This is a genomic window from Pseudoalteromonas rhizosphaerae (assembly GCF_028885455.1).
Lineage (GTDB): Bacteria > Pseudomonadota > Gammaproteobacteria > Enterobacterales > Alteromonadaceae > Pseudoalteromonas > Pseudoalteromonas rhizosphaerae.
The window spans coordinates 1,091,567-1,105,097 of record NZ_CP118496.1 but is presented as its reverse complement, the minus strand read 5'-3'; the positions used below and the strand labels follow the sequence as shown (position 1 = coordinate 1,105,097).

General features: G+C 40.4%; 12 protein-coding genes. All 12 read right to left on the bottom strand.

The genetic code is table 11. The features are described from left to right. Positions 1-13: 13 nt before the first annotated feature. The 12 genes from PVK79_RS04815 to PVK79_RS04760 all read right to left on the bottom strand — a co-directional run bounded on the left by PVK79_RS04815 (position 14) and on the right by PVK79_RS04760 (position 13,506). Positions 14-2,671 carry an aminotransferase class III-fold pyridoxal phosphate-dependent enzyme gene (locus PVK79_RS04815; RefSeq protein ID WP_257325416.1) on the bottom strand — a complete coding sequence of 886 codons (2,658 nt, stop codon included), beginning with the start codon at positions 2,669-2,671 and terminating at the stop codon, positions 14-16. A gap of 117 nt (positions 2,672-2,788) precedes the next feature. Further along, positions 2,789-3,934, bottom strand: a complete 1,146-nt coding sequence (locus PVK79_RS04810; protein WP_257325415.1) for an acyl-CoA dehydrogenase family protein — start codon at positions 3,932-3,934, stop codon at positions 2,789-2,791. A gap of 142 nt (positions 3,935-4,076) precedes the next feature. Then, complete coding sequence (locus PVK79_RS04805; RefSeq protein ID WP_210794908.1) at positions 4,077-4,406, bottom strand: DMT family transporter; 330 nt, start codon at positions 4,404-4,406, stop codon at positions 4,077-4,079. Between the two features lie 119 nt (positions 4,407-4,525). Continuing rightward, the gene (locus tag PVK79_RS04800; RefSeq protein WP_257325414.1) at positions 4,526-5,899 is read right to left on the bottom strand and encodes a condensation domain-containing protein; all 1,374 of its coding nucleotides are present in this window, start codon (positions 5,897-5,899) and stop codon (positions 4,526-4,528) included. 39 nt (positions 5,900-5,938) lie between these two features. Further along, positions 5,939-7,615, bottom strand: a complete 1,677-nt coding sequence (locus PVK79_RS04795) for a class I adenylate-forming enzyme family protein (RefSeq protein WP_257325413.1) — start codon at positions 7,613-7,615, stop codon at positions 5,939-5,941. 212 nt (positions 7,616-7,827) lie between these two features. After that, positions 7,828-8,643, bottom strand: a complete 816-nt coding sequence (pabC, locus tag PVK79_RS04790; RefSeq protein ID WP_257325412.1) for an aminodeoxychorismate lyase — start codon at positions 8,641-8,643, stop codon at positions 7,828-7,830. Positions 8,644-9,579: 936 nt separating this feature from the next. Beyond that, positions 9,580-11,022 carry an IS1182 family transposase gene (locus PVK79_RS04785; RefSeq protein ID WP_202819450.1) on the bottom strand — a complete coding sequence of 481 codons (1,443 nt, stop codon included), beginning with the start codon at positions 11,020-11,022 and terminating at the stop codon, positions 9,580-9,582. Positions 11,023-11,268: 246 nt separating this feature from the next. Then, positions 11,269-11,565, bottom strand: coding sequence for a hypothetical protein (locus tag PVK79_RS04780; RefSeq protein ID WP_024592041.1), 297 nt, complete (start codon positions 11,563-11,565; stop codon positions 11,269-11,271). Between the two features lie 75 nt (positions 11,566-11,640). Beyond that, positions 11,641-11,937, bottom strand: a complete 297-nt coding sequence (locus PVK79_RS04775) for a hypothetical protein (RefSeq protein WP_138558954.1) — start codon at positions 11,935-11,937, stop codon at positions 11,641-11,643. Positions 11,938-12,094: 157 nt separating this feature from the next. Beyond that, the gene (locus PVK79_RS04770) at positions 12,095-12,475 is read right to left on the bottom strand and encodes a hypothetical protein (protein WP_024592043.1); all 381 of its coding nucleotides are present in this window, start codon (positions 12,473-12,475) and stop codon (positions 12,095-12,097) included. A gap of 81 nt (positions 12,476-12,556) precedes the next feature. Further along, positions 12,557-12,991 (bottom strand): hypothetical protein, encoded by a 435-nt coding sequence (locus PVK79_RS04765; RefSeq protein ID WP_063529658.1) that lies wholly within the window; start codon positions 12,989-12,991, stop codon positions 12,557-12,559. Between the two features lie 149 nt (positions 12,992-13,140). After that, positions 13,141-13,506 (bottom strand): glyoxalase superfamily protein, encoded by a 366-nt coding sequence (locus PVK79_RS04760; RefSeq protein WP_024592045.1) that lies wholly within the window; start codon positions 13,504-13,506, stop codon positions 13,141-13,143. Positions 13,507-13,531: the final 25 nt, after the last annotated feature.

Here is a 13,531-nt window from a genome sequence, read left to right as displayed (position 1 = left end):
AATAAGGCGCTTTTTAAACAAGCGCTGCCGCTTTACCCTCACTAACCGCCGACTCTATGCCGTCAGTGTAATCATTACCAGAAGGTGTGGAGGAGTAACCTAACGGCTTAAAGCCCTGATTTCTTGCAACATCTAACACATAGCGCGCCTGTGAATAAGCAATTGATTTTCCAAAACTAAATTTCCCTTCACAGCCATCCATTGCCAATGCAATCGTTTCAGATAAACAAGCAAGGTTAATGCCCGGTGGTAAGCCAACCATATTGACGTCGCCATAACGTAAGGCTTGAGGCTGAATAACTAATCCCCCCTCAAGCACTTCGGCTTTTTGTTCCGGTGTCACAATGAAGTCAAATGGACGCGCGGTATCAACTGCAATCGCACCTTCTTTTAAGAACTCAGTGTTTAAGAAAGCTTTACCTTCACTTGTTGCTGATACAACAAAATCTGATTGTTCCAATGTAGATTGGTAACATTCGCTTGTACCCAATCCCATAGATACAATTAAATCGTCGGCTAACAACAATTCACAAACCTGCGTTACTACTTGATCTGGCACTTCATTTAGCGCGCCTATGTAGCTAGATAGCTCCGGCACACATGAATGGATATAGCCCTGAATGTTATCGATGACAGAACCAGGCTGCGCACTTTGTTCCGCGCTAAACGCTAATTGACATAGGATTGGCACCAACTCAACGAGTAGACGTTTTTCAGTTCCAGGGCGTCCCATTAGAATGATATTGTCGCACCAATGAGATAACTCACTTACCATGAGTTTACCGACTGCTCCACGCGCACCTATTACACTGATCACTGAACCAATTAAATTATAATTTGCAGCTTCAATGACCGTTTCCGTGGTTGCCAACGCCGTTAAGCTATTGCCCGTGGTAAAAGATAAGCCTTCAATATCGTTTAGGTTTTGCTCACCACCACGTGTTATTACCGAGGTGTATGCGCCCAAGCCGAAAAACTCCACGTCCTCACGTTTTGCCACAGCTATAAACTCCTTCATTAAGTTTACTTTTTCTGCTGTCGATAAGTTCATCATGTCTCGCGCTTGGATCGGACTCATAATCATCAAGCCATCCGCATAGCTATGCTCATTACTTACGGTAAACTCAAGCGCAACTTCTGGCGCATAATCCACAGCCCCTACTTCCATGATTAATTCAGCTAATTCACGGATTTCTTTTTCACTATAGTGAATGTGCATACTCTTTGGCATCATGCGGATACAGTCTTCAACCACCGTAAAGTGCATTAAGAAGGCAAACTTTTTGCCACGTTTTTTACCTGTCGCTGTATTGCGGGTTGGTACTGTTTGGCCAGCTCTCGCTGCAGGATAATATTGCTCAACACTTGGCAAGTCAGATAGTGGCTTTTCAATTAAGCCCGCCAATAAGATATCGTAGCGACTGTTTTGCACAACATCACATACGTTTTGCACCGCTAAAAAGAAGTCTTTAATGTCCTGTTCACTGATATTAAGTGGTGGTTCAAAGCGAATTGAGCACTTGTCAGATAGCAATGGCATCACCATCATGTTGTGCTCATTCAATAAATAACTACAGAATAACCACGCCAGTGAACCACTGTTCTGCATATAAGTGACAAAATAGTTTGTCTCGGCTTGGTTATCCTTAAATTGCAGCGCTCTCATTAAACCGGCACCACGACAGCTAAAAATACCAGGGTATTGCTTAGCTAATCGCTCACACTCTTGATCAACTAAACTCGATATTTTTCTGACGTGGGTAAGTGCTGCCCCATCATCTTTTTGTAGTTCTTTGATCACAGCACGACCAACTGCAGTTGCTAATCCATTGTTAGCGAATGTGGAACTGTGCTTTCTATCAAATTCTGGCGTTGCAGCCCAGTTGGAGTAAATAGCAGCACCTGTTGGGATCAAACCGCCACTGAGAGATTTTGCTAATAATAAAATATCTGGTGTAATACCTAGATCCATCGCAGCACACATAGCGCCAGTACGCCCTAAACCCGTTTGTATTTCATCAAAAATAAGTGCTGTACGAGTCTTGGAGCAAAGCTTTCTTGCACGCTCAAGCCATAAAGGGTCAGCAACATTCATCCCCCCTTCGCCTTGAATTGGCTCGACGATGAACGCTGCATACTCTTGAGTTTCGAGTTCTTTTTCTAACGCATCAAAATCATTCAGTGCTAATTTGAAAAATGAATCATCTGAATTGCGTAAATGGTCAATATTATGGCGACGAGAATTTGTTGCTAGCAAAGCGGAGTATGTTTTACCGTGAAATGAACGCTCTACTGATAAAATCTTCTTTCTACCAGTTTTAATTCGCGCTAATTTAAAACCAACTTCTACCGTTTCAGCACCACTGTTAGCAAACGTGACATGCTTAGCCCATCCACCCAGCGCATCAACAAGCTCTTGAGCAAACAGCTCGGTTTCTTCTTGAAAAATTGGTTGGCTAAAGACAGGCGATTTATTCTGCAGATGTTCTGCTACAGCTTTAACACAAAACTCTGGATTATGGCCAAAAGGCAATGCACCGTATTGTGATAAATAGTCACGGACCACTCGCCCATCTTTGGTATAAATTTTATTATATTCACACGTGGCAATTGATATATCCAGTTCAAGTTTGCCCGTTAGAAATTTTCGATAACTGTTAATTAATGACACTATTTTTCCTCCATGCCTATAATGTAAAATGACGGTTTGATACATACACAGACCCTTTAAGTAGTGCCTGCTTGCCTTCGACTAGTAACGCTCGTTACTGAATATCTATCCAGTCAACTATAAGTGACTATGGCATAAAACATGGCGAATAAAGTCAATACGTTCACCACGAGATAGTGGGTGGAAATTCAGACAATTCGCTACTTGCAAAAGATATCTAACATCTTCATTACTCAAATATTTCATGCCTCCCAAGCTCATAACTGCAAGGTTATTGGCACGCTCAATGCACTGAGACACCATAGTGCGCACTACTATTGCTGTGGCAACTAACTCTTCACTGGGTACATGGGAGTCAATCTGTGCTGCGATACCTTCTAGTGCAAGGGCTGCGGTTTCAAGCTCAATGGCTATTTGGCTCATATCTGTTGAATTTGTATGTTTTGCTTCAAAGCAAAGTGCAGCTAAGCGAGATGCAACACCAAGGTAAGAGGCTGCAACCATAACTTGGAAACTACTTAAACCAACCAACTCGGTAATTTCTATCGCTTGCTTTGTTTTGTCTGGCTCAGCACCCATTTCCATTAATGCAACGTTGTCTTTGCTAACTTCTAAGCCTCGAAATGCAAGTTCATTACTACTTGTCGCCGTTAAGATTGAAGAAGGCCAAAAAGGTACTTTTTCAATCTTCGCTGCATTCATGTTATCAACGATGAGTAAGCCCCGAGACTCTTGACCTGAGCCATTTGGGTTTGCAATACCAACCAATGCCAGATCAGCAAAATCAGTCATAGTGCAAGGTTTTTTGCTACCCGTAATCACAAACTTGTCGCCACTTGAATTTAATTGGGCGCTTACCGATGAACTCAAAATATTGGCACCAGGGCACGCCTCTGCAAACCCAGAGCAAAATACCAGTCTGTCGTTAGCAACATTGGTAAGCGTCATTTCTGTAATAGCCAGTGATGAATCCATCGCTCTATTTAATGCGTAGGTTGTATGGTTGTGCATTGTCATCATAATAGCGAGCGACGGACTTAAGCTGCCAACATAACGATGTATTCGTACCGCAGACACCAAATCCGCTCCCAAACCACCTAAGTTTTTACCCACCATCAAGCCTGGGTTCGCTTGGTTTTTTAAGATTTGAAATAATTCACGGCCATCACTCGCTTCACGCTCTGCCATCGGTTTTTGTTTTAATACTGCGGCGAGTTCTGGAACTAATTGTTCAGTTGCTACTTTTTCCCTATTTAAAAACATAATTTCTCCTTATAAATAAATGTTGATAGACCTTTCAGGCACTCGTCATGGCACAAGTAACCCTCGAGGTTTGCGTTCGATAAAGTAAATTTTTTATGGCATACCGAATCTAATTGTTCGGTATGCCTCTTTGTAGTCGGCTCTAGTGAGAAGCTGTTTTAGAGAAGAAGTGAATAACCATCACTCCAGTGATGATCATCAACAAACCCAGTATAGCTGGAAGGTCAGGGATCTCTTTAAAGAACACTGCGCCAATAAGAGTGATCAATACGATACCAAGACCAGCCCATATACCATAAGCAATACCTACCTGAATCGAAGAAAGGGCAATAGATAAAAAGTAAAAAGCAGCGCCATAGCCTAAAACAACGACAATAGATGGACCTATCTTGGTAAATTCTTCAGACATTTTAAGTGCTGAAGTTCCAATCACTTCAGACAAAATTGCTAGACCTAGAAATAAGTACGGCATAAGTTTTTTTTCCTATATTAAGTTTTAAATGAGTAAATCAATCCTTGTGTGCTCGGCTCGCGTTAACGCCCCACGCACACCCACTAATTATGATGAGAAAACATGTCACCCAATTAGGGTTACACTTCCTCTTCTAACAACGCTTCTTTTGACGAACTCGTTGACGTTTTTGGTTGTTCAACAGCGCTGCAAATTTCATTGAGTATTTCAGTAAATGGTTCTACAACAACCTCTTTCATAGGTTCTGTGAAACACCTTGAATCGTATACAAGAGTCAGCTTTAATCGGCCTCTAAAAGTACAGAAAAAGAAGCCAAGCCTCAGTGGACCACCAACGTTGGGGAAGCTAAAAAAGTCTGTTACTTCTGAGTTACCAAACTCATAGGAGTCAAAGTTGAAAACACCTAAATTAGAGATCAACATATTGCCTCTGAGCTTATCGTCTAACACTGAACGAACATATTTGGCACGCAAAAATGGGGGCAAAATTAAAAACGCCCCCACCCAAAGCTTCTGTTGATACCAGTCTTCAAAGATTTTTCCGTCTTTAAGGCCCGTGATATAATCGGTAATATCTTTGATGATCTCGATTTCAGGTTTATTCGTATTAAAGTCTTTGAAATGATTGATACTAAATGCGTCATATGACATCGACACATCTTCATCAGAAAACTGACGCATCGTTAGTACATCTAACAACTGAAACCCCAAACGTTCGCAGTCATGATTAAATTTGTGTTGGTATTTGATCATAGCCAACACAAATAAAACGTGTACGGAGGTATTGTAATGCTTCGCAGCTTTTTTTAACTTACCCAACATGTCATCTGGCAACGCATCTGAGTATATTGACCGAGTAGCTTCCTCTTTCGGGTCTGGCAAGTTTAACCCTGTCACTTGAAACCCAGGTCTAGAGAGGAATGCTTTAATGCCTCGACAAAATATTTTTACCCTTTGTGTAAAGGGTAATTTATCAAGATAAACGCGACCTACATCACGCCGTTTTACAATATATTCGCTTCTATCTACAACATGAGAATACGTTAAACCAGTGTAGATTTTTGCAATATCTTTGAATAAGATAAAACCAGATTGTGCATCAGCTGATGCATGATGCGATACGCTTTGCAGATAGTATTTGCCATCACCGGTGTAAATGAGGTAAAACCGCACTAAACGCTCTTTAGTAAAGTCAGCTTTGCGGCACCAAGTGTGCGTTGCAATTTTATCTTTAATTTCAAGCTCTGAAAGAGCACTATAATCACAGCGTTCAACTGATATGGGTATACCTTCCACGAGTGGCTCCCAGTCATAACCAAACAACCGTGGTTTTATACAACACTTTAAAATTGGCTGCTTATCTACAGCTATTGCAATCGCTTCTTGTAAACGTTCGAAATCTATTTCTCCAGTGATCTGGATGATTTCTGCTGAGTGGGAGTTCATTAACTTCCCCCAAAGCAAGTAATTTATATTTAAATGAGTTAGCTTCATGTTATTCCCTTACGCTAAATATGAGCTAGATCAGTGCTATCACACCACACGGATCTTTTTAATGTCTTCATTTTTATTTTGATCAAAGTGCTCACTAATACTACTTTTTAAGCTTCTTTTTAATACTTTTCCTGTTAATCCTCGCGGGAATTCATTTAAGGTAAATACAAAGTGTTTGACCTCTTTAGCCAAATCAAACTGCTTTATTGTCGATACAATAGACTCGTAATCTTCTTCTTTAGCGTCTGATTGGATTACACACGCCACACTTGGATTATCATCACCATTTAGGTGGATACCTAATACGCAAGCATTTAAAACACCATCAGCTTTAATCACCTGCTCTTCCATGGCTAAGGTAGAAATTGGCCCGTTGCTAGTCTCAATAAGATTCACACCTCTATCCATATGATAAAAGCGACCTCGGCGATCTTTATAAACCACATCACCTGTCCACCACCAATCATTATGGAATACACCTAACTCTTTCTCGCTATTGTTCCAATAACCTTTGAACATGGTTGGACCGCTTACCACTAGTCGCCCGGGCTGATTCACAGGCACCTCATTCCCATATTCATCAACGACGTTAACTTTTAAACTATTGTTCACTGGGCGACCAAGGTAACGACCAAAGCGATTACTGTATGAAGAAATGCTTCTCATCAATGCTGGTACACCTGTTTCTGATGAGCCCAGTAAGTCAATAAACAAAGATTTCATCACTACTTTGCCGAATACTCTTAACAACGCACCTTTTTGTACAAATTCACGTTGGTGAACTTCATAACTTACATCCGCAACAGATACCCACATTTTTATCGTATCAAGGTGGTAATTATCTAATCCTTCGTTGTACATTTTTGCGTAATTACCTGCAAAAGCGATAAAATTGTTAGTCTTGTACTTATCAATATTCTCTAAAACAAACTTTGCAGAGAAATCTTTAACTAACCATCGAGTGGTATCACATGAAACTAGGGTAACTAAAAAAGCACAGTGTGAAATCCAATGATTACATGGCATAACGAGCATTACTTGCTCATCTTTTGATGTAAAAATAGCTTTAGAATTTGACAGTAAAACAGCCACTAATGTTGAGTCTGTGTGCGTGACGGGTTTAGGAATACCAGTAGTACCCGATGTATGGGGGATGAGTATCACGTCGTCTGGACTAAGCTTAATACACTCAAATTCATCAGGCTGTTCTTGTGCAGCATCCTCAACATAACACCCACGTTCATCAAGGTTTTTATCGTCTAAACTGATGTAATGCTCTACCTGCTGAGCAGGGTAATTCTCACCCCATATCGCTGATTCAGTGACAAGTATGTTGACACCGGTTTGAGTCAGGTATTCGTCTAATTCAACCTTATCAAAGCCACCATTCATAGGCACAGCAATACCGCCAGCTCGAACTATTGCCAAAAACCATATGTGGTATTCCATGCTGTTATCTAACAAGATCCCCACTCTGTCATGGCGATTTATACGGTATTTATTTTTTAGAATATTGCTGTAGGTATTCGCTCTTTTTCTCAAGCATTGCGCTGATAGCCCCCGACTAGTATCAGCTGAGCTTTCAGACATCTGAAAGAATATACTCTTGTCGCCGTGTAGGTCACTCACTACATCAATTAGATTTGAGACACTAAGTCTCTCCCCTTTTTTTGCAAGCATTCTTTTTATCAATGATAAATTGCCATGGTAAGACATTTTCGCTCCAAAATATCAACAATGATAGTTTATGGTTAAATCTAACTAGAGAATGCATAAGGGAGGGAATTAGTTAGGAAAGCAGGTTTTGAGCTTTCCATAAACGAATAAATACCTATCCTTTTGTATTCATCTTGTAAAATAAATATGATCTAGCTGACCTTTTACTTCGTATTTAATTTATAGTTGTAATGCGGTCAATTTTAACTTTGTCAGTTGCAATCATGAAGATTCCTGCTAACAATTTCTTTTATTAATGGACTAACGGTAAATACTTTATCGCCTATTTGTGATAAAGGTATTACACCCATTAACGAATTACTGATGGCAACAGAATCAGCACAAAGCAACTCATTTTTAGTGATATTTTTAACACAAACGGGGGCTTTCGCTGCCTCTTGTGTCTCTATCACTTTTCGTCTCGCCACGCCACTGACACCCGATTTATCAAGCTTTGGTGTATAAAGCACACCGTCTTTCTCAATAAATATGTTAGACATAGTGCCTTCGATGACCAGTTCGTCATTATCCAGCAAAACCCCTTCTCGAATTTGTGGATCTTGCCACTCAGCCCTAGCGATTACTTGCTCTAATCGATTGAGATGCTTTAGACCCGCCAAGTTCATATTATGCGATAGCCGAGTTTCACAAAAAATTGCTTTCACACCATTTAGGTAGTCACGTTCACTCGTAATGTATTCGGGAGCCGACATCACAATGACTGTTGGCTGCTCATTGCCTGTATATATGTAACCCCTATTCCCCATACCACGGGTAACAATTATTTTTAGTACTAAATTTGGACCTGTTTCTTTAATTACTTTATCTACGTCATTTTGCAAATACTTTAAATTGGGCACAGCGATTTTTAACGCATTACAACTATGCACAAGCCTATCTAAGTGCATGGTCCACAGCTTGGGCACTGCCTCTTTAACCTTAATCGTTTCGAAAATTCCATCACCATAAAATAGACCCCGATCTTTTACGCTAATCTCGCTTTTTTGTTGTCCATTTACAATAATCACAATACCGCTCTACTTAATTTTTTACACGCCCACGCGAATGCAACAAAAAAAACAACTTTAATTCACACTTGTAACTAAATACTCCCATAATTAACCGTAGCACCGTTATCTCTTGTTTAAAATCATGAGATAGATCGCCAAACAAAATAAGGGGATTAGACTTACTATACAAAGACTTACATAGGTTATTTTCTCTTTAATTTAATGTAACCTATTCTAACCAGTTAAATGAACATGTCAATACAACCAATAACAAAAACTTAACAAAAATGCTACCTTTGTTGTTTTTTACATCACACTTGGCCAACCTACAGCATTTACTTTTGTCAGAACAATACGTTTAAGTACCCATTTATATCTATAGATGAAATAGCTTCAACAAGGTAATTTTTACTCGTTCTCCACTTGGCCAAATTAGAAGTTGCACCGAAGAAGCCATTATATTCTGTCGTTCCAAACAAAAAAGGCGCCCGAAAGGAGTATATAGTAAAAACAGTGTCTATTCGCGTGTGAGTGAGTGGCAGCCCTTTACTGGAAATGCTTCTTTGGGGTATATAAAGCGTACACACTATGTATAATGGTGTGTACGCTTTTTTTATCCCTGAAGGCTTAGCAAGGCGATGGTCTCACTGCGTGAAGACCATCACCCTGCCAAAAGGGTATTTAAGGGAATGATGGTAAAGTAAAATAATAAAGCCACTCCTGACGCTCGCACAGCTCACTACTCGCTAGGCATTTATGATTTTTCTTGACCATCCGCTGAAACACGTTTCTGGACAAAAACGAGTTAGAGCCGAAGGTCGGCTCTGTGCCCAGACTGTGTAAAAACTAATTTTTAATAAATTGTCTTGGGTATGTTCTTAGTTTGAAACCATTTAAGATGGTTGCGATCGATTTTTTCTCAGTATCGCAATTTTCTCCGCGCGAGCGAAACTGCTATGGCAACGCTACTCTAATTGCTTTACTTAGGCCGTTAACTCCCATAATTGTTATCATTCTTCTGAAGTTGTAAGCTAGGACATGAAGACTTATTTCTGTCCCCACGCTTTTTAAACCTCGTGTTAGTAAGTGGGTAGCTCCCATCCAGAGTTTAATTGTGCCAAAGGGGTGCTCAACAGTTTGCTTTCGATGAAGCATCAATTCAGGTTGATTCTTTAGCTTTTGAAGCATTTCTTCTGTCAGAATCTCATGCACCCACCGCCTTATTCGCCTAGGGTCTTTTTTAGAGTTAGTGCACTGACTTCTTATTTTACAATCTCGACAAGCAATGTGATTGAAGTAAACATCAAGGTATTTACCTTGCTCAAATACCTGCATTCGATTTTGAAGTTCATTACCAGCGGGGCATAAGTAAATATCTTTATTTGCATCGTATTTGAAAAGTGAGCGGTTAAATATCCCTTTCTTTTCAGAGGACGATGTATCCGTCTTGGGCATGATTGGCTCTGCACCCAAATCGATAGTGTCTTTTATATCAGGCTGACTGAAGTAACCTTTATCTGCTAATACCCGTATATCTTTCTTGCGCAATGCTTCTTGTGCGAGTTTCGTCATTGACGCAAGCTGGCCTCTATCTGGCACGTTGGTCACGTCATGCGCCACTATGAGGTGATGCTTGGTATCAACCGCACTTTGTACGTTATAACTCACAACTCTTGTAAAACCTTGAGTTTTCATTAAACGTGAATCAGGATCAGTAGTGGATATTTGCTTATCAGGATGAGCTTCAACTTGTTCTTTAATCTCGTATAGTTTTTTTAACTGGCTGCGAAAGTCAGCTAGTCTCTCTTTTGTGGCTTTAATTTTTGTGACGTTAGCTTGCTCTTTATCGGCTTCATCAAGTAATTCAAGATAACGTTCAATGTTCTTTTCGACTCGGTCGATGTGAAATTTAACTTTGCTTGGCGTAAAATTATTGCCTTTGTTGTTGCTAGCTTTAAACTTACTACCATCGATGGCAACAACGGGTTTCTCAAACATATTCAGGCGACGACAGACTTCAACAAACGTTTTGCATACATTTTTTATACCGCCTCCGTTGTCTTTTCTAAAATCAGCAATCGTTTTAAAGTCGGGTGCCAACTTACCAAGTAGCCACATCAGTTCAATATTGCGTTGGCATTCGGTTTCTAATCGGCGGGATGATTGAATACGGTTGAGGTAACCATAAAGATAAAGCTTTAATAGTGTGGCTGGATGATACTTAGGGCGGCCTGTGGACTTTAAGGTTAATCCTTTAAACCCCAATTCAGCTAGATTTAGTTCCTCAATGAAAACATCAATTACTCTGACCGTATTATCTTCACTGACGTAGTCTTCCAACGATTCTGGAAATAACGTTGATTGGTTACGATCTTCACCGCTTATAAACTTTGACATATTGCCTCAACCCTCGACTGAATCAATAGTCTTATTATATAAATATCAGTATATTAAGTGAACTAAATGTATAGATTAATCGATCATAAGCAGCAGATACTTAGACCAAAAGGTGATCAGAGTTTTCACACAGTCTGTGCCATAAGTGGACAGTGCTAACGCTTTGCTAATTGGCTGCCGCAGCGCAGCGTAGGCAGTCCAGTGGAGGCCATGCTGTTTGTGGCCGGAACGAAATTAAGCAACTTGTTATGTTGAAACATGCTTGATAAGCCCCTTAGCTACGAAATAAAAAACAAAGCAGACAAATAACAGCCCAAGGAAACGAATTGCTTTTGGTGCGTCTTTCTTAATTTTCACCTGAACGGCGATGCCAAACTCATCACCGATGAGCCACAAAAATATCTTGTGTAAACTCCATAAAACCATAAATACGTAAACACTGAGGAGCCCATAAAATTCAACATCGGCTACCATCAACGTGATCGTAATGATTAATGCAGCTACTAATACCCCAAAACTGATTGTCTTAATACGAGCGATCAATATGCTGCTCCAACATAACGCCCCAATATGCCGACGAAAAGAGCGCAGCGAGTTGAGGTCGGAATAATTGGTTTGTTAGCTTTGTATATCAATTTCAACAACTTGAGCCTCTTTAAATATACTTTTAGCTTTTTCAAACACAGTATCTTTATTAGCTGGATGCACCGTAATATCGATTGCGTTATCCGATAATGTAAAAAGTGTAAGACAACCCGCTTTTTGGATTTTTGCTATATCCGACTTTTTTACCAATCGTCCTTTGGTGTTATAAAAACGAGAGTAAGAATTTGTTCTTACCTGCACGTTTGCACCTAGGTCGTTAAACGTTCTTTCTGCTTTGTCCAAAAAGTTGATGGGAATCATTGATTCCAACTTTATAACCAAAACAAAGAATAATACTGAGGCGATAACTAATATTAAAATGTCAATAAAGCCTCCGCAAAGCTAACGCCCGCCACACGGGCGAGCAACTTGTTGCGAGTCCAGCGCCGCAGGCGCGATGTGCTGGCGCTTGTTATGTGCGTACATGCTACAGAACATGAACATCGTTGATTGTTGCAGCATAATTGTTGTTCCCAATTGGTACAAACTCAAATTCAACAGTTAGGTCGGTTATCTCGCCATTGGCGGGTAAATAAAAGCCGAAGATCAATGAGCCTGAATCGGTTTCTAAAAACTCAGGGTAACAATTCGCTATATTTTCGTTTTGAAAACTCACAGGGGCATCGCTACCAAAGTAATCATGCACAGCGTCTTTGAGTTCAGATTCTGCCCATACAACACCATAGTTATTGTTTATATCAATGAGCTTTTCTGCGTCTTCAAATTGATTTGTGGCTAATAAGCTCAGCCAATGCTGACAATAACTTTTAAGTTGATTCTCTTTATCTTCACTGGTGATTGAGAGCATGAGATACCTTAGAGCACATAACGCCTGCAGTTGCGGCGGGTGCGGAGCGCAGCGTAGCACACGTCCGACAACCTGCACTTGTTAAGCATTTTGCGACTTACCAGCAATTACTCCGAATTCACCGAGTATTCTTTGCTCTAGAATTCTAGTTACTGCTTCAAATGATGAGTTCGTATCGATAGCTTCTCTTTGATCGACTAGTTCATATTCAAATGGCAACTCTATCGCCATTTTTGAGGCATAAAACTGACCTAGCTGAAGGCGCCAAGGATAAGATGTGTACTCTGGAGTATAAACATGAAACAAAATCACCTTTTCATAAGCTTGATACTGGCTTAAGAGCCAATATTTTCCAACATTTGTATCAGGGTGAGTTTGTTTTACCTCCACTTCCAAGGCTATAACAACATTCCCATCAGTTAGCAGCCCATCAGCACGAAATCCATTTGAAGGAAAGCCAGGGATTGCTTGAAAACCATTAGTGAACGACAACTTTTCGCTAGCAAACTGTTTCATCCAGTCTGCCAACCTCGATTCATATTTTAGCCACGGTGACTTCACTGGACATGGTTCCTCGTATGCTTAACGCCCAAATTTAGCGCGGAAAGCCGCGCAGCGGGTTGACGTCGCAGCCAGCGCTTTTTGCTGGCGATAAAATTTGATTGTTATGTGTCTGCTGATTCATTAAACAATATCCTGTTTGAAAACGGATCTGTTACGGTAAAACACCTTGCACCCCAAGGGGCATCTTCAATGCTTGGTTTGTTGTATTTGTAAGGCTTTGCAGTAACTTGTGCGAAAAGTTGATCAAGATTGCTTACATTAACGAAGACCTTGCTGCCCGGTGTGCAGTCACCAGAGTGTTCACTCAGATGTAAAACAAAATCGCCAAGCGAAACTTGCATGTAAATTGGGTAACCATCCTCAAAACGATGCTCCCAATCTAGTTCCATACCGAGAAAGCCAAGGTAAAACTCTTTTGCTTTATCTTCATCGAAAATCCGCATTATTGGGATCGTCTGAAACTCCATGCCATCTACTCCATTACACATAACA